Genomic DNA, 21,227 nt, shown 5'->3' on the forward strand with positions numbered 1-21,227 from the left:
AGAGGATCTGCAATGCCCCGTTTCGCCGCCAACCTCTCGATGATGTTCACCGAGGTGCCGTTCCTCGACCGCTTCGATGCCGCCGCCCAGGCGGGATTCACCGCCGTCGAGTTTCTCTTTCCCTACGAGCATCCGGTGGCGGCCGTCGGCGAGCGTCTCAAGCGCAACGGCCTGACCCAGGCGCTGTTCAATCTGCCGCCGGGCGACTGGAATGCCGGCGAGAAGGGCTTTGCGGCGCTGCCGGCGCGCTTCAATGATCTCAAGGCGAGCCTGGAAACCGCGCTGCCTTACGCCAAGGCGACCGGCGTCAAGCGGCTGCATTTGATGGCCGGCATTGCCAATCGCGGCGAGCGCGTCGCGATCGAGGCCTTTTACAAGTCGGTGGCGTGGGCCGCCGAATTCTTCGCACCGCACGGCATCGACATCGTGCTCGAGCCGATCAATGCCCGCAACGTGCCCGGGTACTTCCTCAACGATTTCGGCTTCGCCCGCGACCTGATCCAGGAGCTTCGGCTGCCGAACCTGAAGCTCCAGTTCGACATCTATCACTGCCAGATCATCCACGGCGACGTCACCATGCGCCTGCGCGAGATGATGCCGATCATCGGACACATCCAGATCGCCAGCATCCCCTCGCGCAACGAGCCCGACGGCGAGGAGCTGAACTATCCGTTCCTGTTCGAAGAACTCGATCGGCTCGGCTATGCCGGCTTCGTCGGCTGCGAATACAATCCACGCGGCAAGACCACCGATGGCCTTGCCTGGTTCAAGCCCTATGCGGGAGTGAAGCCGTGACTCTTGCGCTTGGCTGCATCGCCGACGACTACACCGGCGCCTCTGATCTCGCCAACACGCTGACGCGCGCGGGCCTGCGCACGGTGCAGACCATCGGCGTGCCCTCGGACGATCTGGCGCTGCCCGAGGTCGACGCCGTCGTGGTGTCCTTGAAGAGCCGATCGATCGAGGCGGGCCTTGCCGTATCGCGCTCGCGCGCAGCGGACAAATGGCTGCGCGGCCGCGGCGCGAGCCATGTGCTGTTCAAGATTTGCTCGACCTTCGATTCCACCGACGCCGGCAATATCGGCCCCGTCATGGATGCGCTCCGTTCAGATTGCGGCGAGAGCGCAGTGCTGGTGACCCCGGCGTTTCCGGAGACCGGCCGCACCGTCTACCAGGGCAATCTGTTCGTCGGCCCCGTGCCGCTGAATGAGAGCCCGTTGAAGGATCATCCGCTCAACCCGATGCACGATTCCAACCTGGTGCGCGTGCTGGCGCGCCAGAGCAGGACGCAAGTAGGCCTCGTCGATCTCGCCACCGTCACGCGCGGCGCGGATGCCGTGCGGGCAAGGCTGACCGAACTCGCGGGCAAGGGCATCGGTGCTGCGATCATCGATGCCGTGTTCGACCGCGACCTCGAGACCATCGGTCTCGTCGCGGCCGAACATCGGCTTTCGGTCGGCGCCTCCGGCATAGGCCTCGGACTGGCGCGGGCGCTGGTTTCGACGGGCAAGGTCAAGTCGGCTGCGGGGAGCGGAGAGAGCGGCGCCGCCGTCGGCGGACCGGCAGCATGTCTTGCCGGAAGCTGCTCGCAGGCCACACTTCAGCAGATCGCGAATGCCGAGCGTGTCATGCCGGTGTTGCATCTCGATCCGGACCGTATTCTTACGGGAACAGGCGAAGCGCAGCGTGCGCTGGACTGGGCGAGGCCGCGACTGGCTAAAGGTCCGGTGCTGATCGCATCGAGCTCGACACCCGATCAGGTCGCCGCGCTGCAGGCGCGTCACGGCCGCGACGCGGCCGGGCATGCCATCGAGCAGACGATGGCCGACATCGCTGAAGGCCTCGTAAAATCGGGTGTGCGACGCCTCGTGGTAGCCGGTGGCGAGACTTCCGGCGCCGTGGTCGACCGGTTGAAGATTCCCGGATTTCTCGTAGGAGTGGAGATCGCGGCGGGCGTTCCGGTGCTGCGCGCGGTCGGTGCTGGAGGCGAGATGTTGCTCGCTCTGAAGTCCGGAAATTTCGGCGGTGCGGAGTTTTTCTCGGACGCGCTTAGGCTCATGCGCTGAGAGCAGAGCCTTCTTAGGCGCTCGTTCATTTCTTTCGGCTTCCGTGCTTGTGCGGAGTCGCGGTTCTCAACTGCTCGGTCGTTTTGTTGTTGGATGTCGTCGCCGCAACTTTTGGTTGATACATAGTTCCGGACGCGCCGCCGCGCCAACACAAAGAGACCCGATTATGCTCTCCACCATTTCCATCCGCGCCAAGATCATCAGTGTCGTGGCATTCCTGCTGGTCGCGATGGCCGGCATGGGCCTGCTCGCCGTCATGAAGATGCGGACGATCAACGCCAGCACGGTCGATATCACCACAAACTGGATGCCCAGCGTCCGCGTGATCGGCGACCTCCGTGCGGGCGTCATTACCTACCGCAACGTGATCCGCGAGCACATGCTGTCGGAGACACTGGAGGAAAAGCTTGCGGCCGAGAAGACCCTGGCGACAGTGATCGAGGCGAACACAAAGTTCCGCAAGTCTTATGAGGGTATGATCACCTCGCCCGAAGAGCGAGCTCTGTACAGCGAGTGGTCTAATAAGTGGGAAGAGTACAGGAAGGGCACTCAGGAAGTCATGGCGCTGTCGCGCCGGGACGCCAACAAGATCGCGCATGACGCGCACGAGCTGAACACCAAGACAGTCAACAAGATCGGGCTTGAGGCCGATGCCATCCTGACCAAGGACATCGAGCTCAACACGAAGGGCGGCGATCAGGCTGCTGCAGATGCCGCCGACACGTTTTATTACGCGTTCCTGCTGGTTGCGATCATTCTCGGCGCCGCCGTCATCGTCGGCTTCGGCGTCGGCTTCTACCTCGTCCATGACGTCTCCAGCGGCATCAGTTCAATCATCGAGCCGATGCAGGCACTGGGCAGGGGCGACCTCTCCGCCGAGGTCCCGCACCGCGGCGAGAAGACGGAGATCGGCGCCATGGCTGACGTGCTCCAGGTCTTCAAGGAAGCGCTGATCGCCAAGAAGGCCGCCGACGAGGCCGCCGCGGCCGACGCCGAAGCCAAGATCGAGCGCGGCCGCCGTGTCGACAACATCACCCGCGAATTCGAGACCATGATCGGCGAGATCGTCCAGACGGTGTCGTCGGCCTCGACCCAGTTAGAGGCGTCCGCCTCGACGCTGACCTCGACCGCCGACCGCTCCCAGCGGCTGGCGACCACGGTCGCCGGCGCCTCGGAAGAAGCCTCGACCAACGTGCAGTCGGTGGCCTCGGCCACCGAGGAGATGGCCTCCTCCGTTGGCGAGATCAGCCGACAGGTGCAGGAATCGGCGCGGATGGCGGGCGATGCCGTCGGCCAGGCCCGCGCCACCACCGAGCGCGTCAGCGAGCTCTCCAAGGCGGCGTCCCGCATCGGCGACGTCGTCGAGCTCATCAACACCATTGCCGGCCAGACCAACCTCCTGGCGCTGAACGCGACCATCGAGGCGGCGCGCGCGGGCGAAGCCGGCCGCGGCTTCGCCGTCGTCGCCTCCGAGGTGAAGGCGCTCGCCGAGCAGACCGCGAAGGCGACCGGCGAGATCGGCCAGCAGATCTCCGGGATCCAGGCCGCGACCAACGATTCGGTCGGCGCGATCAAGGAGATCTCCTCGACCATCGAGCGCCTGTCCGAAATCTCCTCGGCGATCGCAGCGGCTGTGGAAGAGCAGGGCGCGGCGACGCAGGAGATCGCCCGCAATGTGCAGCAGGCAGCGCACGGCACTCAGCAGGTTTCCTCCAGCATCACCGACGTGCAGCGGGGTGCGACCGAGACCGGCACGGCCTCCTCGCAAGTGCTGTCGGCGGCGCAGATGCTGTCCAACGACTCGAGCCGGCTCAAGATTGAGGTCAGCAAGTTTCTGACCAACGTCCGCGCCGCGTAATTCGTCGGGCGACCTGTTGATCGAACGACGAGCGGCGCCAAAGGCGCCGCTCGTTTTGTTTGACCTGTAGCACCAGCCAGTCGGCATGTGCCTGAACTGGGTCGGCCCCGCATCGTCCGGCCGCATAGCTGCGATGTCGATTTCGCAGTGCGGTAGCAGGGAAGTGAATGCAGGATAGTGCCTGGTCATTAGCGTTTCATGCAGTGCTCAGGTAAAGGGAAAACAGGATTCCCGTGGGGGCGGATTCCGTATCCCTGCCTGACCTGGATTTGCCTGGCGCATGATTGCTCTGGTCCGTATTGCCCTGAGCCGGCCCTATACGTTTGTCGTGCTGGCGCTCCTGCTCCTGATCATCGGACCGCTCGCCGCATTGCGGACGCCGACCGACATCTTCCCGGACATCCGCATCCCCGTGATCGGCGTGGTCTGGCAGTATACCGGCCTGCCGCCGGACCAGATGTCCGGCCGCATCACCACGCCGTTCCAGCGCGCGTTGACGACGACCGTCAACGACATCGAGCACATCACGGCCAATTCCTATAACGGCTTCGGCATCATCAAGATCTTCTTCCAGCCGAACGTCGACATCCGCACCGCCAACGCGCAGGTCACGGCGATCTCGCAGACGCTGCTGAAGCAGATGCCGCCGGGCGCGACGCCGCCCCTGATCCTGAACTACTCCGCCTCGACCGTGCCGATCATCCAGGTGGCGCTGTCGGGCGACGGCCTCACTGAGCAGAACCTCGCCGACATCGGCATCAACCAGCTGCGCACGCCGCTGGTCACCGTGCCCGGCGCGGCGATCCCGTATCCGTTCGGCGGCAAGCAGCGCCAGGTCCAGATCGATCTCGATCCGACCGCGCTTCAGGCCCGCGGGCTATCCGGCCAGGACGTCGCCAACGCGCTGGCCGCCCAGAACCTGATCACGCCGGTCGGCACCCAGAAGATCGGCCAGTTCGAATACAACATCCAGCTCAACAACTCGCCGCTGAAGATCGACGAGCTGGGCAACCTCCCGATCAAGACCGTCAACGGCGCCATGGTCTATGTGCGCGACGTCGCCACCGTGCGCGACGGCAATCCGCCGCAGACCAACATCGTCCATGTCGACGGCAACCGCTCGGTGCTGATGATGGTGCTGAAGGCGGGCGCGACCTCGACGCTCGACATCATCGCCGGCATCAAGCAGAAGGTGATCGAGGTCAAGGACCAGCTCCCGGATGCCCTGAAGATCGGCTTCATCGGCGATCAGTCGGTATTCGTCCGCGGCGCCATTCAAGGCGTCGCCTTCGAGGGCGTGATCGCGGCGCTGCTGACCAGCATCATGATCCTCTTGTTCCTCGGCAGCTGGCGCTCGACCATCATCATCGCGGTGTCGATCCCGCTCTCCGTTCTCGGCGCCATCATCATGCTGGCCGCGATCGGCGAGACGCTGAACATCATGACGCTCGGCGGCCTTGCGCTCGCGGTCGGCATCCTTGTCGACGACGCCACCGTCACCATCGAGAACATCAACTACCATCTGGAGCAGGGCAAGCCGGTCGAGCAATCGATCCTCGACGGCGCCAACCAGATCGTGACGCCGGCCTTCGTCTCGCTGCTCTGTATCTGCATCGTGTTCGTGCCGATGTTCTTCCTCACCGGGGTCGCACGCTTCCTGTTCGTGCCGATGGCGGAGGCCGTGATGTTCGCGATGATCTGGTCGTTCATCCTGTCGCGCACGCTGGTGCCGACGATGGCGAACTACCTCCTTAAAGTGCAGGTCCATCACGAGGGTGCCCCACCGAAGTCGCGCAATCCATTCGTCTGGTTCCAGCGCGGCTTCGAGGCGCGGTTCGAGCGCATCCGGGGCGGCTACCGCCGCCTGCTCGGCCTCGCTTTGGCGCATCGCGCCATGTTCGTGATCGGCTTCATCTGCGTTGTCGGCGCGTCCTTCGCGCTGGTGCCGTTCCTCGGGCGCAACTTCTTCCCCGCGGTCGATGCCGGCAACATCCTGATGCATGTCCGCACGCAAGTCGGCACCCGCGTCGAGGAGACTGCCAACCAGCTCGCCGACGTGCAGAAAGCAGTCCGCAAGCTGATCCCGGGCGAGATCGAGACCATGACCGACAACATCGGCATGCCGATCTCCGGCATCAACATGACCTACAACAACACCGGCGTGATCGGTCCGCAGGACGGCGACATCCAGATCAAGCTGAAGGAAGGCCACAAGCCGACCGAGGAGCATGTGAAGGTGCTGCGTGAGCAATTGCCGCGGCTGTTCCCAGGCGTCAGCTTCGCCTTCCTGCCGGCCGACATCGTCAGCCAGATCCTGAATTTCGGTGCGCCCGCGCCGATCGACCTGCAGATCCGCGGCGCCAATCTCAGCGCCAACTTCGCCTACGCCAACCACCTGCTGGCGAAGGTCCGGCGGATTCCGGGCGTGGCCGATGCGCGCATCCAGCAATCGCCGAGCAACCCGACCTTCAACATCGATGTCGACCGCACCCGCGCCCAATATGTCGGTCTGACCGAGCGCGACGTCACCAACAGCCTCGTCGTCAACCTCGCCGGCTCCTCGCAGGTCGCACCGACCTACTACCTGAACCCCGACAACGGCGTGTCCTACTCGATCGTCATGCAGACGCCGCAGTACCAGATCGACTCGCTCAGCGCGCTGCAGACGCTGCCGATCACGGCCGCGGGCAATGCGCAGTCGCCGATTCTCGGTGGCATCGCCGATATCAAGCGTTCGACCTCCAGCGCGGTGGTCTCGCAATACGACATCCAGTCGATGGTGCAGATCTTTGCAACGACCTCGGGTCGCGATCTCGGCGCGGTCGCCGCCGAGATCCGAAAATTGATCGCCGACACCGCGAAAGAGGTGCCGAAGGGCTCGTCCGTGGTGTTGCTCGGCCAGGTGCAGACCATGAACAGCGCCTTCACTGGTCTCTTGTTCGGCTTGCTCGGGGCCGTCGTGCTGATCTACTTCCTGATCGTCGTGAACTTCCAGTCCTGGTCCGATCCGTTCGTGATCATCACGGCGCTGCCGGCCGCGCTCGCCGGCATCGTCTGGATGCTGTTCGCGACGGAGACAACGCTGTCGGTCCCGGCGCTCACCGGCGCGATCATGTGCATGGGCGTTGCCACGGCCAACAGCGTGCTCGTGATCTCCTTCGCGCGCGAGCGCTACGAGGAGCTGGGCGATCCCATCGCAGCGGCGCTTGAGGCCGGCTTCGTCCGGTTCCGCCCCGTCCTGATGACTGCGCTCGCCATGATCATCGGCATGGCGCCGATGGCGCTGGGTCTGGGCGAGGGCGGCGAGCAGAATGCGCCGCTCGGCCGCGCCGTGATCGGCGGCCTGATCTTTGCGACCTTCGCCACACTGATGTTCGTTCCCGTGGTATTCAGCATGGTCCACAAGAAACAAGGCGCCAAAGCCGCCGCCTCAACGGAGACCCCGCATGTCGCCCACTGAACCCCGCTCGGCGGTGTCGCACCGGAAACTGGGCATTTTCGGCGTGGTTGCGCTGATTGCGGTGGGCCTTGTCGTCGGCACCGGCATCCGCGCCCGCGAGGAGCAGGGCTCCAAGCTGAAGGAATGGACCGATGATCAGGCGGTTCCCAGCGTCGCTGTGACCCAGCCGAGTGCCAAGGCCCTCAACGCCACCATCGATCTGCCGGGACGGCTGGAGGCCTATTATCGTGCGCCGATCTTCGCCCGCGTGAGCGGCTACCTCAAAAGCTGGAGCGCCGACATCGGCGCCCGCGTCAGGGCCGGGCAGGTGATCGCCGAGATCGAGGCGCCGGACCTTGACCAGCAGCTGCTTCAGGCCCGCGCCGACCTCGCCAGCCAGCAGGCCAGCGCCAGGCTGTCGGAAGCAACGCTGAACCGGCGCAAGACGCTGGTCGCCTCCAACTTCGTCTCCGCGCAGGAGATCGACGAACGCACCGCCGATCTCTCCAACAAGAACGCCGCCGTGAATTCGGGCAAGGCCAATGTCGAGCGGCTGGAAGCGCTCGCCGGCTACAAGAAGATCACCGCGCCGTTCGACGGCGTGGTGACGGCGCGCGATACCGATGTCGGCGCGCTGATCAACGCCGGCGGCGGCTCGGGCCCGGCGATGTTCGTGGTCTCCGACATCACCAAGCTGCGCGTCTACGTCAACGTGCCCCAGAACTACGTGCCGGCGATCAGGATCGGCGCCAAGGCCACCATCACGCTGCCGGAGTACCCGAACCGGACTTTTCAGGCGACGGTGGAGGCTTCCTCGCAGGCCGTCGACGTCGCCTCGGGCACTACGCGCATGCAGCTCGGGCTCGACAATTCCAGCGGCGAGCTGATGCCCGGCGGCTATGCCAGCGTGAAGCTGAACCTGCAGCGCGATTCCGCCCCGCTCAGCATTCCCGCCAGCGCGCTGATCTTCAACGGCAGCGGCCTGCGCGTTGCGACGGTTGGGGCGGACGACAAGGTGCTGTTCAAGACCGTGACCATCTCCCGCGATCTCGGTCGCGAGATCGAGCTCGCCTCGGGCATCGGGCCGGACGATCGCGTCATCACAGCGCCGCCGGATGGTCTTGCGGACGGCGATCAGGTCCGCGTCGTCGGCGCCGGCGCCAATGGCAAGCCGACGACAGCGTCGGAGAAGCAGCCGCCGAAGAGCTAGAGCGTTTCACATTTTGATTGAAGCATAACCGGCGCTGGCGAAGTAGTTGGCGCATTCGCGAGGCTGGATGTCTTGGACGAGGTGACCGATATGGCGCCAAGTCTCCTCGATTGAGCGCTTCTGAGCTTGCCGCATCCAGTGTTTGATCTTGGAGAAGGCCTGTTCGATTGGGTTGAGGTCGGGCGAGTATGGCGGCAGGTACCAGAGTCTGGCGCCAGCAGCCTTGATCATTTGCCTGACGGCTTTCGACTTATGGCTTCCGAGATTGTCGAGAATGACGATGTCGCCTTCACGCAGGGTTGGCAGGAGAATGTGCTTTACGTAACCACGGAAGCATTCACCGTTGATCGGGCCATCGAAGACGCAGGGTGCCGTGAGTTGGTCATGGCGGAGCGCGCCGAGGAATGTGAGGGTACGCCAGTGACCGTGCGGAGCGAAGCCGCGCAGGCGCGCCCCTTTGGGTCCCCAGCCTCGCAAAGGGGCCATGTTGGTCTTGATCCAGGTCTCATCGATGAAGACGAGCCGGCCCGGATCGAGCCCGGCCTGCCAGGCTCGCCAACGCAAGCGCCTACGAGAGACGTCGGCGCGAGCCTGTTCGAGGGCGAACAGTGTTTTTTTTGAACCGCAGCCCTTCCCGGCGCAGGAACAGCCAGACCGCATTGTGTGAGACCTTGACCCCACGGGCTGCCAGTTCCGCCTTCAGACCATGCAGCGTCAGGTGCGGCGTCTGAGTGATCCGCTCGACGATGAAGGCGCGGTGCGGATCAAGCACAGGCTTGCGGTGACCACCCATCTTGCCAGGCGCTACCGAGCCGGTCGTTCGATAACGCTGTGACCACTTCACAACTGACGAGACAGCAACGCCAAACCGTTCCGCCACAGATCGGCAGCTCTCACCTTTGGCAACAGCGGATACCGCACGCTTACGCAAATCGTTGGAAATTGGTCGGACCATCGGATGCTGGCCTCCAGCCCAGCCAGCATCTTGAATCATATTCGTCCCAGACCCGGAATCTTGAGGGTTCTGTGAGGTCGCGTGGCAGGCGCGAGCCGCGCGCTCTGTGGTGCGTGCGACCTCATAGAAGCCGGATTGAACGAAGCTGCGGAGTTGTGGGCGCTATGGGAATAGTGCAGCGGGTGCGGCTGCGGGGAACGCTCGCCTGTGGTCGCCGCGCGTCCGCGAGTCATTCATCGGATGTGAGGGGCCCGATTGATCGGGCCAAGGGCGCGATCCAGCGAGCGATTTGCAGCGCTGGGATGCGCTACCGAACGATTGGCGGGGTGTTCGGTGACGAGCGCGGCCACGGCGACTTCGGACGTTGCCACCAAGAAGGTGATTACGGAAGGGGTGGATGGTACAGACGCTGGTCATGACGTATCACAATGAAACGGCTGGTCGCGCGCGCAGGCTCGCGGGACGATATCGACGCGCCGCATGGTGCCGCCACAATGCGGGCAGACGGGGATCTCGCATTTGGTGAGGGGATCGGCGCCGGCTTCTTGATCAGTCGGAGCGTTGCGGACAGCAAGGAGTTGACGGCAGAAAGCGATTTTATCGTTGCGTCCGCCATTGGCGAGGAAACCATAGTGGCGGATGCGGTGGAAGCTGTCCGGCAGGGTGTGCAGGAGAAAGCGACGAATGAACTCATCGGCCTTAAGCGTCATCACTTTGGTTTTACGATTCTGCCGATAGTCCTTCCAGGCAAAGCTCACCTTGCCGTCGGCAAGCGAGATCAGCCTACTGTTGGCGATGGCGACGCGATGCGTATAGCGGCCGAGATAAGCCAGCACCTGTTCGGGCCCACCGAATGGCGGCTTGGCATAGACGACCCAGTCGGTCCATCGAAGTTGAGCGAGGCGCTCGGCGAATGCGGCGGGATCGGCGAGACGGGCGAGATCGCCAAAGAAGCCCAACTGGCCAGCCGCGAAGGCAGCTTGCAGCTCTTGCAGAAACAGGCGGCGGAACAGCCTGGAGAGGACGCGCACCGGCAGGAAGAAGCCGGGCCGGCAAGCGACCCAGTGTGTGCCGTCGAGTGAAGGTCCACCACCAGGCACGACGCAGTGGATATGCGGATGGTGTTGCAGGGTTTGACCCCAAGTATGGAGGACGGCGGTCAGACCGAGCTGAGCGCCGAGATGCTTGGGGTCGGCCGCGATGGTGGTGAGCGTCTCGGCCGCGCAGCGGAACAGAATGGCATAGACCACCGCCTTGTTCTGGAAAGCAATCTCTCTGGCCGGCGCCGGCAAGGTGAAGACGACGTGGAAGTATGGCACGGGAAGGAGTTCGGATTGTCGCTCGGCAAGCCATTGCGCGCGCGCCGAGCCTTGGCACTTCGGGCAATGCCGATTGCGACAGGAGTTGTAGGCGATCCGGGTGGCACCGCAGTCGTCGCATTGCTCGATGTGGCCGCCAAGCACAGCCGTCCGGCATGCCGTGATCGCGCCCATGACGCGCCGCTCGACGCGACCCAGATGTCCGGCACGAGCTTGCCGAAACGCTTCGCCGTGGCGGCGGAAGATATCCGCCACTTCCAGAACTGGAGTCATCAGGTCCGCTCAGCCGGGCGGCACGACCTCCAGGCGGAGCCGGTCAAGCGGACTTGGCGTATTGCTGATGGTCTTTGTGGCGACTTGGGTATAGCGCGCCGTGCTCTGCAGACTGGCATGGCCGAGCAGCACCTGGATGATGCGCACGTCGGCCCCGTTCTCCAGGAGATGGGTCGCGAATGTGTGCCGCAGCGTATGCACTGTCACCGACTTGCTCAAGCCGGCCGCCGTACAGGCTGAACGGCAGGCGGCGTGCAGCACGTTAGGGACGAGCGGACGCTCGTCGTCGCGGCCGGGAAATAGCCATCGTTTGGGCCGAGTGAGCCGCCAATACGTCCGCAGAATCCTCAAAAGCTGCGGCGAGAGCATAACGTAACGGTCCTTGCCGCCCTTGCCGTGCTCGACCCGGATCAACATCCGCTGGCTATCAATGTCGACAACCTTCAAGAGGACCACTTCCGATACGCGCAAGCCTGCGGCATAGACGGTGGTCAGCGCGGTACGGCTCTTGAGGCTTGGGATTGCTTCCAGGAAGCGCACGACCTCGTCGGCGCTCAGCACCACCGGCAGTTTGCGCGGTTTACGCGCATAGGCGATGCGCTCCGGAACGGTGTCATGACCCAGCGTCACACCGTAGAAAAACCGCAGTGCGCAGACGATCTGGTTCAGCGCCGGCCAGGACATCCCCGTCGCAACCAGATGAACCTGGAAAGCACGGATATCCTCCAGGTCGAGGCGGTCAGGAGAACGACCGAAATATCGGCTCAACTTCGCTACGGCGTTGAGGTAGGATTGCTGCGTCGCCGGTGACAGATTGCGGACCGTCATGTCCTCGATCATGCGGCGGCGAAGTGGGCTGATCTCAGCCATCGGAAAACCTCCTGTCTAAAGGGTTGGGCTTCGAAAACCCGCAATCCTCTCAGACAGGAGGCAATCCTTGCTATGCCTCCCTACATGCCGCGCCAGCGGCTTCGTTCAATCCCTTCCGATTCAATAAATCCGTGAACCGCTCTAGCTCTTCTTCACCTCGCCCCGCTTGCGGGGAGAGGTCGGATCGTATCGTGGATGCGATCCGCGTGAGGGGGACTCTCCGCGAGTCCAATTCTCATCGTCCTCGTCGCAAGCGGGGAGAGGGATACTACCCCACCCGCCACTCCGGCACGCCATCGGCGGCCATCGTGACCTCGCCGAGTGAGCCCACTGGGGTGCGATTCATGTCCAGCAAATGCCCCAGCGTCGCGCTGTCGCTCGCCGGAATCCGCGCCAACGTGCGCCGATCATCCGCAGTGCGCAGCATCACCACGCCATGCTCGACACCGCCCCCACGGCCGTAGAGCACCGTGAAGCTCTCGACCTTGCCCTCGCCTGACGCCTCCGTCACGAACTCCGGCACCGCGCGCCTGTTGCGGTCGGCCTCGCCTTGCACACTCGTCTCCTGCGCCATCGCCTCGCGCGGCGGCGCCTTCGAGACCACCAGCGCATGATGCTTGGTGACGAAACCGCCCTGGCCGTAGAGCATGCCGAGTTTTGCGCCATCGCGCACGCGCCGCACCATGGCGCAGGCCGCGTGCGTCATGTAGGTGTTGAGCGGCGCGCCGAAGAAGGTGAGACCACCGGTCACGGTCGGCTGCACGTCGGCCGAAAGGCCCAGCGTCCGCCGCGCCATCTTGGGGACGCAAGGGAAGCAGCTGTAGAGCTCGATCGCGTCGAATTTTTTGCCTCCGGCAAGATCCATCACCGCCTTCAGCACCGCGTTCTGCGGATGGCTCTCGTAGAACTGGTCGCGCAGCAGATAGTCGCGTGGCTCCTCGGCCGAGGCGCCGCCGAGCGGATAGACCAGCTTGTGTTCCGCGATGCCTGCCGCGCGCGACTTGGCAAGGCTTGTGAGCAGCACGGCGCCGCCCATGTTGACGCTTGGGTTGGCGACCATCAGCTTGTTGTAGGGCCAGGCGATCAGCCGGTTGTCCGCCGTCGGCGTCGTGATCTCCTCGGGCGCATAGCGTCGCTTCAGCCAGGCGTTGGGATTCTGCGCGGCGGCTTCCGAATAGCGCGACCACAACGTGCCTGACTCCGCCATCGCCTCGCGCGGCGTCTGGCCCCAATGCGCGGAGGAGCCGGCTTCATAGAACGGATAGACCGTGACGGGCCGGAACACGCCGAGCTTCACCGCCAGCGGCTTCTGGAACGCCGCGCCGCGCTTGGGCTCCTCGACGTCATGCGCGAACGGCGTCCATGGCAATTGCGCCCCGGCACGCTCCGCCTTGGTCGCGGTCGACTGCGCCTCCGCGCCGCACACCGCGGCGACGGTGCATTCGCTGCGCGCGATGCGCTTGGCCGCCTCGTGGATGTAGCGGATCGGGCTCTCGCCGCCGACCGGGCCGTAATAGCAATGCGCCGGCGTGACGCCGAGGCGCTGCGCCAGCTGCTTCTCCGGATCGCGATAGCGCCAGCTCAGGAAGTTGACGACGTCGAGCGACTGCAACTCGCCGAGCAGCTGCGCACCGGCATCCGCCTCTGCGCGCCGCAGCGCCCGCTCGAGCAGGTCGAGCGGCTCGAGGCCCTCGGTGAGCTCCTTGGGGCGGTCGACGATCTCGCCGATGCCGACGATGACGGGGATGCGGTCTTCGGGAATGTTGGTCATTTCATCTTGCTTCAATTCACGATGTCAGCTGTTTCGTCATTGCGAGCGCAGCGAAGCAATCCCGAATCTTTCCGTGGCGGCAGCCTGGATTGCTTCGCCTCGCTCGCAATGACGGTGTGGATGCTACTCCGCCACCAGCGCATTCATGTGCTCGACGGCTTCGGCGAAATCTTCCTTGAACTCCTGCACCACCGCGCCCGCCGACTTCACGCTGTCGATCAGGCCGACGCCTTGGCCGACAAAATAGCTGACGAGGTCGCGCGCCCTGGCATTCCCGCTTGCGGCTGCGCGGTCGATTGCGTTGAAGGCGTCGCGGCTGACGATGCTTTGCAGCGGCATCGGCAGCGCGCCGGGGCTCTCCGGCGCACGGTCCCAGGCATCGGTCCAGACCGAGCGGAGCTGCCGCGCCGGCTTGCCGGTGCGCCCCTTCGAGCGCACCGCGTCGCGCGAGGACGCCGCGATCATCTTCTCGCGGAAGATTGCCGTGGTCTCGGCCTCGACGGTCGCGAGCCAAACCGAACCGGTCCAGGCACCGGCGGCGCCCATTGCCATGCAGGCCGCCATCTGCCGTCCCGTCATGATGCCGCCTGCCGCCAGCACCGGCACGTCGCGGATGCGCTTGATCGCCTTGATCACCTCCGGCACCAGCACCATGGTCGAGACCTCGCCGCAATGGCCGCCGGCTTCGGTGCCCTGCACCACGAGGATGTCGACCCCCGCCGCGACCTGGCGCAGCGCGTGCTCCTTGGCGCCGACGAGCGCTGCGACCGGCACGCCATGTTTCTTGCCCATCTCGATCATCGCCTTCGGCGGCACGCCCAGCGCATTTGCGATCAGACGGATCGGATGATTGAAAGACACCTGGAGCAATTGAAGCGCGGTCTTCCCGTCGAATGGCTGTGGCTGATTGTCCGCCACTTCGGTGGCGGTCAGCTCGATATCGTATTTCTTCAGAAGATGGCGCGTGTAGTCGCGGTGCGCCTGCGGCACGCGCGCTTCCAGGCTCTTCCAGGTGACGTCCTTCTCGCCCGCCGTCGAAATATTCTCGGGGATCAGAACGTCGATGCCGTAGGGCTTGCCGTCGATGTGGTCGTCGATCCATTTCAGCTCGCGTTCGAGCGTGTCGGGTGTGTGCACGGTGGCACCTAACACGCCGAAGCCGCCGGCGCGGCTGACGGCGGCGACGACGTCGCGGCAATGGCTGAAGGCGAGCAGCGGGAACTCGATGCCCAGCATGTCGCAGATCGGCGATTTCATGGTTCTCTCCCGGCGGCAGGCTACGCATTCTCGTTGCTTTCGCTGGCAAAGCAAAGTGACGCTAGCCGATCGATGACATGCCGGATTCGGCGAGGCATCTTGTGTGTAGACGTCGCGCGCTATCCGCGGGCCGTAGGCCGCAGCGTCCCAAGTGATGCCGTCATTCCGGGGCTCGCGCGAGCGAGAACCCGGAAGCCATTTCTCAGCGCATTCTCGGCGGGATGGATTCCGGGCTGGCCCTGCGGGTGCCCCGGAATGACGGCGGGGAGGGGCTGCCATGACAAAACGCGGAGTTGTCCCGTCCGGCACTGCATTTCGGCGCCCTTGTCATCGGCCAATTGCGGGCTAATTAATGCAGACGCATCTTTTTTGCCGGAGCCCCCATGACCGACGCCCCCGCCTACGTGCCGCCCAAAGTCTGGACCTGGAACAAGGAGAATGGCGGGCAGTTCGCCAGCATCAACCGCCCGATCGCCGGCCCCACCCACGACAAGGAGCTGCCGGTCGGCAAGCATCCGCTCCAGCTCTATTCGCTGGCGACGCCGAACGGGGTGAAGGTCACGGTGATGCTGGAGGAGCTTCTGTCGCTCGGCCACAAGGGGGCCGAATACGATGCCTGGCTGATCAGGATCGGCAATGGCGATCAGTTCGGCAGCGGCTTTGTCGACATCAACCCGAATTCGAAGATCCCCGCGCTGATGGATCGCTCCGGGCCGGAGCCGATCCGGGTGTTCGAGTCGGGCTCGATCCTGTTCTACCTCGCCGAGAAGTTCGACGCTTTTCTGCCCAAGGACATCAAGACCCGTACCGAGGCCATGTCCTGGCTGTTCTGGCAGATGGGCAGCGCGCCCTATCTCGGTGGTGGCTTCGGCCATTTCTACGCCTATGCGCCGTTCAAGATCGAATATGCCATCGACCGCTTCGCGATGGAGACCAAGCGCCAGCTCGACGTGCTCGACCGCCGCCTTGCCGACAACGAGTACCTCGCGGGCAAGGAGTACACCATCGCCGATATCGCGGTGTGGCCCTGGTACGGCGCGCTCGCCAAGGGGCTGGTCTACGGCGCCGGCGAATTCTTGTCGGTGCAGGACTACAAGCACGTGCAACGCTGGACCGACCAGATCGCAAAGCGCCCGGCCGTGAAGCGCGGCCGCATGGTCAACCGCGTCTCCGGCGATCCCGCCAGCCAGCTGCACGAGCGCCACGACGCCAGCGATTTCGAGACGAAGACCCAGGACAAGCTCGCGCCCGCCACGTAGGGCGGTTGCTTCTTCACCTCGCCCCGCTTGCGGGAAGAGGTCGAATTCGATCGCAGATCGAATTCGGGTGAGGGGAGTCTCCGCGAGTTCGACTGTCACATCTTTGCGGAAGCTCCCCTCGCCCTGACCCTCTCCCCGCAAGCGGGAGAGGGGAAAGAGAGAGCGGAGCTTTACGCCATGCTGAGCTCGTGCCGTCCCACCACCATCCAGTGCACCTCGTCCGGGCCGTCGGCAAACCGCAGGTGCCGCACGTCCTGGTACATTTCGGCGAGTGGTGTCCAATGCGAGATGCCGGTGGCGCCGTGCATCTGGATGGCCTGGTCAATGATCTTGCAGGCGCGCTCGGGCACCATGGCCTTGACCATGGAAACCCAGACGCGGGCCTCCTTGTTGCCGAGCACGTCCATCGCCTTGGCGGCCTTCAGCACCATCAGCCGCATCGCCTCGATCTCGCAGCGCGCCTGCGCGATGATCTGCATGTTGCCGCCGAGATGGGCGATCTTCTTGCCGAAGGCTTCGCGGGTGAGGCCACGCTGCACCATGAGGTCGAGCGCCTTCTCGGCCTTGCCGATGGTGCGCATGCAGTGATGGATACGGCCCGGGCCGAGGCGCAGCTGCGAGATCTCGAAGCCGCGGCCCTCGCCGAGCAGCATGTTCTCCTTCGGCACGCGCACATTGTTGAAGCGCATGTGCATGTGGCCGCGCGGCGCGTGGTCCTGGCCGAACACGTACATGGGGCCGAGCACCTCGACGCCGGGCGTGTCGCGCGGTACCAGGATCTGCGACTGCTGCTTGCTCGGCGCCGCGTCCGGGTTGGTCTTCACCATCACGATGAGGATCTTGCAGCGGGGATCGCCGAGGCCGGAGATGTAGTACTTCTCACCGTTGATGACCCATTCGTCGCCGACGAGCTTGGCGGTGGTCGAGATGTTCTTGGCGTCGGAGGAAGCGACGTTCGGCTCGGTCATGACATAGGCCGAGCGGATCTCGCCGTTGAGCAGCGGCTTCAGCCATTTCTCCTTCTGCTCCTGGGTGCCGACGCGCTCCAGCACCTCCATGTTGCCGGTATCCGGCGCCGAGCAGTTCATGGTCTCCGAGGCGAGCGGGCTCTTGCCGAGCTCGGCGGCGATATAGGCGTAGTCGAGATTCTTCAGGCCCTGGCCGGTCTCGTCATCGGGGAGGAAGAAGTTCCAGAGGCCTTCCTGCTTGGCCTTGTTCTTGGCCTTCTCCAGCAGCTCGAGCTGCTTCGGCGTGAAGCTCCAGCGATCCTCCTTGCCTTCGCCGGCCTTGGCGAACTCGATCGACATCGGCTCGACGGTGTCGCGGATGAACTTCTTGACGTGATCGTAAAGCGGCCGGACCTGGTCCGACATCCTGAGGTCGTTGAGCTCATCGCCCGGATTGAGCGTGTAGTTGGTGGTGCGGGGAATGTAGGTGTGTTTTGTCATTGGTCCTCCCGGGAGCGCTGAGATCATGTTGGCCGGGAGAATAGTCGCAGCGATGCCAAAGTGCGAGCGCGTATTTTCTCACGCGAGGCCATGCCACGCGATGGAATATCGCGACGACGTTTGAAATGTTGTTTGAATGGGGCGGCGCGCAAGTGGGCTGGAGCGCCGTCCGATCCCGGGACTCCGTCATTGCGGGCGCAGAGAAGCAATCCGGAATCTTACCGCGGCGGCAGTCCGGATTGCTTCGTCGCAAGAGCTCCTCGCAATGACGAGGACGGTCCGGTCGGCCTCAAGCCGGCATCCGGTGCATCGCGCAGATCTTGTTGCCGTCCAGGTCGCGCAAGTAAGCGAGATAGAGCTTGTTGCCCGCGCCCTCGCGGATGCCGGGCGGATTTTCGATCGGCGTTCCGCCGGCCGCGACGCCGGCGGCGTGCCATCTGTCGACCTGCTCGGGCGAGTTGGCGGCAAAGCCGATGGTGCCGCCGTTCGCGCAGGTCGCCGGCTCGCCGTTGATCGGCTTCGTCACGGAGAACACGCCGGTCTTGGTGAAGTAGAAGATGCGGTGACCGTCGACCTTGGCGGGGCGCACCTCGAGCGTGCTCAGTAGGCTGTCGTAGAACGCCTTGGCCTTGTCGAGATCGTTGGTGCCGATCATCACGTGCGAGAACATTTGCCCATTCCCCTCAGTGTTTGTAGCCCGAATGGAGCGTAGCGAAATCCGGGTCTTGTTTGCTTCTTGGAAATCCCGGATTGCGCTTCGCTCCATCCGGGCTACGAGACTCAGAACGCCGTATAGCCGCCGTCGATCACGAACGTGTCCGCGGTGTGATAGGATGACGCCTTGCTCATCAGGTACACCGCAATGCCGCCGAAATCAGAAGGCTCTCCGAAGCGGCGCTGCGGAATGCGCGGCATCACGTTGGCGACGAATTTTTCGTTCGCCATGATGCCCGCGGTCATGTCGCTCTTGATCCAGCCGGGCAGGATCGCGTTCGCGGTGACGCCGTGGCGCGCGAGCTCGACGCCGAGCGCGGGGACCACCGCGTTGATCGCGGCCTTGGTCGCCGCATAGTGCTCGTTGCGCGCGGTGCCGAAGATCGAGGCGAGGCTCGAGGTCGCGACCAGCCGGCCGAAGGGATCGCCGGCACTGGCGCGGTCGACCATATGGCGGGCGGCGGCCTGGAATGAATGAAACACGCCGTCGAGATTGGTCGCAAACATCGAGCTCCATTCCTCTTCGGTGCGCTCGATGAAGGCGCGGCGGCCGCCGCCGCCGATGCCGGCGTTAGCGAAGCAACCGTCGACCCTGCCGAAGCTGTCGAGCGTCGCCTTCATCGCGGCATTCACGGAAGCTGGATCGGTGACGTCGCAAACGCGGGTATCCACCTTGCCTGACAGCCCCGCCATGCTCGCGGCAGCAGCCTTGTTCTTGTCAGCATTGCGGCCCCAGATCGAGACGTTGCAGCCCTGGCCGGCAAGCGCCTGCGCGATGCCGAGCCCGATGCCGCCATTGCCGCCGGTGATCACGGCGACGCGGCCCGAGAGGTCGAAAATGTTCATGGCGCGTTTCCTGTTCTTGGCATAAAGCGCGTCAGCAGCTGCGCACAAGATTGCTTGCTATGCTCCGATCACCATGGACAAGACCGCGCCAAAAATCAAATATGAGCCCCGGCAAAAAGTAATTCCGGTCTGCGAAACTGACGCAGGCCGCAACTGATGAGGAAACCATGCAGTTCAAACACGTCACGCTCGATTTCGATGGCTCGGTCGCGATCCTCAGGCTCGACCATCAGGAGGTGATGAACGCGGTCTCCATCGACATGCTCGGCGGCCTTGCCGAGGCGCTCGATACGATCGAGGAGAAGAAGGATGAGGTGCGCTGCGTCGTGCTGACCGGCGCGGGCCGCGCCTTCTGCACCGGCGCCAATCTCCAGGGCCGCAACAACCAGTCGAAGAAGACCAAGGCGGGCCTGACGCTGGAGACCGGCTTTCATCCCTTCCTGCGCCGCATCCGCAATCTGCACTGCCCCATCGTCACCGCGGTCAACGGGCCGGCGGCTGGCGCCGGCATGAGCTTCGCGCTGCTCGGCGACATGATCCTGTGCGCGCGGTCCTCTTACTTTCTGCAAGCCTTCCGCCGCATCGGCCTCGTGCCGGATTGCGGCTCGACCTGGCTGCTGCCGCGCCTCGTCGGCCGCGCGCGTTCGATCGAATTGTCGCTGATGGGCGAGCGGCTGCCGGCCGAGAAGGCGCTGGAATGGGGCCTCGTCAACCGTGTCTATGACGATGGCGTGCTGATGGAGGAGGCGATGAAGCTCGCGCGCGAGCTTGCCAGCGGCCCGACCGTGGCGCTGTCGCTGATCCGCAAGCTCTACTGGGACAGCCCGGAGAATTCCTTCGAGGACCAGCTCAATCTCGAATTCCAGTGCCAGCTCCGCGCCGGCGACACCCAGGATTTTCGCGAGGGTGTCGGCGCGTTCCTGGAGAAGCGTGCCGCGCAGTTCAAGGGCAAATGATCGAGACGGAGCTTTCGCGCAGCGTCCAGCGCTGGTACCCGGGCGCGACCGGCGTCACCGGTGCGGCAAAATTGTCCGGCGGCGCCAGCCAGGAGACCTGGCGCTTCGACATCGTGCATCCCAATGGGCCGATCGGCGCGATCCTGCGCCGCTCACCGAAGGGCTATGGCGCCGCTCCAACGCGTGCGGCGGGACTTGCCGCCGAAGCGCAGCTGATGCAGCTCGCGTTCGAGGCGGGCGTGCCGTCGCCGCGCGTGATGCATGTGCTGACGGCCGAGGATGATCTCGGCACCGGCTTCATCATGCAGCGGGTCGAGGGCGAGACCATCGCCCGCAAGATTCTTCGCGATGAAGAGTATGCGGCCGCGCGGCCGCTGCTTGCGGGACAGATCGGCGGCATTCTCGCGGGCCTGCACAGGCTGCCGCAGGACAAATTGCCCGCGCTGCGCAGCCGCGGCTCCACCCAGGAGATCTCCGAGTTCGAGCGCGACTATCGCAGCCTGAACTGGCCGAAGCCGGTATTCGAGCTGGCGCTGCGCTGGCTGCGCGACCACGATCCCGGCCCCTCCGTCGAGACCACGCTGGTGCACGGCGATTTCCGCAATGGCAATCTCATCATCGGCCCCGACGGTGTCCGCGCCGTGCTGGATTGGGAGCTCGCCCATCTCGGCGATCCCATGGAAGATCTCGGCTGGGTCTGCGTGAACTCCTGGCGTTTCGGCGAGATCGACAAGCCCGTCGGCGGTTTTGGCTCACGCGAGGAGCTGTTCGCCGGCTATGAAGCGGCAGGCCGAAAGGTCGACCCCGCGCGCGTAAAATTCTGGGAAGTGATGGGCACGCTGCGCTGGGGCATCATGTGCGGCGGCATGATGCAGCGTTTTCGCGAGGGGCCCGACCATTCCATGGAGCGCGCCATGATCGGCCGCCGCGCCTCCGAGACCGAGATCGATCTGTTGCGGCTGCTGGCGCCGCGCGGGAGCTGACGC

16 protein-coding genes are annotated in these 21,227 nt (G+C 64.4%); 8 read left to right on the forward strand and 8 right to left on the reverse strand.

Features of this window, described 5'->3' with window-relative positions; genetic code table 11:
• The first annotated feature begins 12 nt into the window (after window positions 1-12).
• From otnI to ACNJYB_RS12230, 5 genes are all read left to right on the forward strand, one after another.
• Window positions 13-795, forward strand: a complete 783-nt coding sequence (gene otnI, locus ACNJYB_RS12210; RefSeq protein ID WP_439374187.1) for a 2-oxo-tetronate isomerase — start codon at window positions 13-15, stop codon at window positions 793-795.
• Window positions 792-2,066, forward strand: a complete 1,275-nt coding sequence (gene otnK, locus ACNJYB_RS12215; RefSeq protein WP_439374188.1) for a 3-oxo-tetronate kinase — start codon at window positions 792-794, stop codon at window positions 2,064-2,066. The genes otnI and otnK overlap by 4 nt, the downstream gene beginning before the upstream one ends.
• 166 nt (window positions 2,067-2,232) lie before the next feature.
• Window positions 2,233-3,924 carry a methyl-accepting chemotaxis protein gene (locus ACNJYB_RS12220; protein WP_439374189.1) on the forward strand — a complete coding sequence of 564 codons (1,692 nt, stop codon included), beginning with the start codon at window positions 2,233-2,235 and terminating at the stop codon, window positions 3,922-3,924.
• A 280-nt stretch (window positions 3,925-4,204) separates the two neighbouring features.
• A complete protein-coding gene (locus ACNJYB_RS12225; RefSeq protein ID WP_439374190.1) occupies window positions 4,205-7,384 on the forward strand; it encodes an efflux RND transporter permease subunit in 3,180 nt (1,059 codons plus the stop codon).
• Entirely contained in the window at window positions 7,371-8,573 is a 1,203-nt protein-coding gene (locus tag ACNJYB_RS12230; RefSeq protein ID WP_439374191.1) for an efflux RND transporter periplasmic adaptor subunit, read from the forward strand. The genes ACNJYB_RS12225 and ACNJYB_RS12230 overlap by 14 nt, the downstream gene beginning before the upstream one ends.
• A 6-nt stretch (window positions 8,574-8,579) precedes the next feature.
• Here ACNJYB_RS12230 and ACNJYB_RS12235 read toward each other — a convergent pair.
• The 5 genes from ACNJYB_RS12235 to ACNJYB_RS12255 form a co-directional block, all read right to left on the reverse strand.
• A protein-coding gene (locus ACNJYB_RS12235; protein WP_439368321.1) for an IS630 family transposase occupies window positions 8,580-9,528 on the reverse strand; the annotation gives its coding sequence in 2 pieces (ribosomal slippage) (window positions 8,580-9,191 and window positions 9,193-9,528; 948 coding nt in all).
• A gap of 413 nt (window positions 9,529-9,941) precedes the next feature.
• Entirely contained in the window at window positions 9,942-11,123 is a 1,182-nt protein-coding gene (locus tag ACNJYB_RS12240; protein WP_439375460.1) for an IS91 family transposase, read from the reverse strand.
• A 6-nt stretch (window positions 11,124-11,129) separates the two neighbouring features.
• The gene (locus ACNJYB_RS12245; RefSeq protein ID WP_439368084.1) at window positions 11,130-11,990 is read right to left on the reverse strand and encodes a tyrosine-type recombinase/integrase; all 861 of its coding nucleotides are present in this window, start codon (window positions 11,988-11,990) and stop codon (window positions 11,130-11,132) included.
• A gap of 268 nt (window positions 11,991-12,258) precedes the next feature.
• A complete protein-coding gene (locus ACNJYB_RS12250) occupies window positions 12,259-13,761 on the reverse strand; it encodes an acetyl-CoA acetyltransferase (protein ID WP_439374192.1) in 1,503 nt (500 codons plus the stop codon).
• 123 nt (window positions 13,762-13,884) lie between these two features.
• Window positions 13,885-15,018 carry a nitronate monooxygenase gene (locus tag ACNJYB_RS12255; RefSeq protein WP_439374193.1) on the reverse strand — a complete coding sequence of 378 codons (1,134 nt, stop codon included), beginning with the start codon at window positions 15,016-15,018 and terminating at the stop codon, window positions 13,885-13,887.
• 383 nt (window positions 15,019-15,401) lie between these two features.
• Here ACNJYB_RS12255 and yghU point away from each other — a divergent pair, with 383 nt between their 5' ends.
• Complete coding sequence (gene yghU, locus ACNJYB_RS12260) at window positions 15,402-16,277, forward strand: glutathione-dependent disulfide-bond oxidoreductase (RefSeq protein ID WP_439374194.1); 876 nt, start codon at window positions 15,402-15,404, stop codon at window positions 16,275-16,277.
• 170 nt (window positions 16,278-16,447) lie between these two features.
• Here the strand turns inward: yghU and ACNJYB_RS12265 are convergent, their stop codons facing one another.
• From ACNJYB_RS12265 to ACNJYB_RS12275, 3 genes are all read right to left on the reverse strand, one after another.
• Window positions 16,448-17,725, reverse strand: coding sequence for an acyl-CoA dehydrogenase family protein (locus tag ACNJYB_RS12265; protein WP_439374195.1), 1,278 nt, complete (start codon window positions 17,723-17,725; stop codon window positions 16,448-16,450).
• Between the two features lie 289 nt (window positions 17,726-18,014).
• The gene (locus ACNJYB_RS12270; protein ID WP_439374196.1) at window positions 18,015-18,395 is read right to left on the reverse strand and encodes a VOC family protein; all 381 of its coding nucleotides are present in this window, start codon (window positions 18,393-18,395) and stop codon (window positions 18,015-18,017) included.
• A gap of 110 nt (window positions 18,396-18,505) precedes the next feature.
• Complete coding sequence (locus tag ACNJYB_RS12275; protein ID WP_439374197.1) at window positions 18,506-19,285, reverse strand: SDR family NAD(P)-dependent oxidoreductase; 780 nt, start codon at window positions 19,283-19,285, stop codon at window positions 18,506-18,508.
• Window positions 19,286-19,452: 167 nt separating this feature from the next.
• Here ACNJYB_RS12275 and ACNJYB_RS12280 point away from each other — a divergent pair, with 167 nt between their 5' ends.
• The gene (locus ACNJYB_RS12280; RefSeq protein WP_439374198.1) at window positions 19,453-20,241 is read left to right on the forward strand and encodes an enoyl-CoA hydratase/isomerase; all 789 of its coding nucleotides are present in this window, start codon (window positions 19,453-19,455) and stop codon (window positions 20,239-20,241) included.
• Window positions 20,238-21,224, forward strand: a complete 987-nt coding sequence (locus ACNJYB_RS12285) for a phosphotransferase family protein (protein WP_439374199.1) — start codon at window positions 20,238-20,240, stop codon at window positions 21,222-21,224. Before ACNJYB_RS12280 ends, ACNJYB_RS12285 begins: the two co-directional genes overlap by 4 nt.
• The last annotated feature ends 3 nt before the right edge of the window (window positions 21,225-21,227 follow it).

The sequence above is a fragment of the Bradyrhizobium sp. SMVTL-02 genome, from assembly GCF_051853005.1.
GTDB lineage: Bacteria > Pseudomonadota > Alphaproteobacteria > Rhizobiales > Xanthobacteraceae > Bradyrhizobium.

Coding starts and splice junctions, on each gene's coding strand:
- otnI (WP_439374187.1), top strand. CDS start 13: ATGCCCCGTTTCGCCGCCAACCTCTCGATGATGTTCACCGAGGTGCCG.
- ACNJYB_RS12220 (WP_439374189.1), top strand. CDS start 2,233: ATGCTCTCCACCATTTCCATCCGCGCCAAGATCATCAGTGTCGTGGCA.
- ACNJYB_RS12225 (WP_439374190.1), top strand. CDS start 4,205: ATGATTGCTCTGGTCCGTATTGCCCTGAGCCGGCCCTATACGTTTGTC.
- ACNJYB_RS12230 (WP_439374191.1), top strand. CDS start 7,371: ATGTCGCCCACTGAACCCCGCTCGGCGGTGTCGCACCGGAAACTGGGC.
- ACNJYB_RS12245 (WP_439368084.1), bottom strand. CDS start 11,990: ATGGCTGAGATCAGCCCACTTCGCCGCCGCATGATCGAGGACATGACG.
- ACNJYB_RS12250 (WP_439374192.1), bottom strand. CDS start 13,761: ATGACCAACATTCCCGAAGACCGCATCCCCGTCATCGTCGGCATCGGC.
- ACNJYB_RS12255 (WP_439374193.1), bottom strand. CDS start 15,018: ATGAAATCGCCGATCTGCGACATGCTGGGCATCGAGTTCCCGCTGCTC.
- yghU (WP_439374194.1), top strand. CDS start 15,402: ATGACCGACGCCCCCGCCTACGTGCCGCCCAAAGTCTGGACCTGGAAC.
- ACNJYB_RS12265 (WP_439374195.1), bottom strand. CDS start 17,725: ATGACAAAACACACCTACATTCCCCGCACCACCAACTACACGCTCAAT.
- ACNJYB_RS12270 (WP_439374196.1), bottom strand. CDS start 18,395: ATGTTCTCGCACGTGATGATCGGCACCAACGATCTCGACAAGGCCAAG.
- ACNJYB_RS12275 (WP_439374197.1), bottom strand. CDS start 19,285: ATGAACATTTTCGACCTCTCGGGCCGCGTCGCCGTGATCACCGGCGGC.
- ACNJYB_RS12280 (WP_439374198.1), top strand. CDS start 19,453: ATGCAGTTCAAACACGTCACGCTCGATTTCGATGGCTCGGTCGCGATC.
- ACNJYB_RS12285 (WP_439374199.1), top strand. CDS start 20,238: ATGATCGAGACGGAGCTTTCGCGCAGCGTCCAGCGCTGGTACCCGGGC.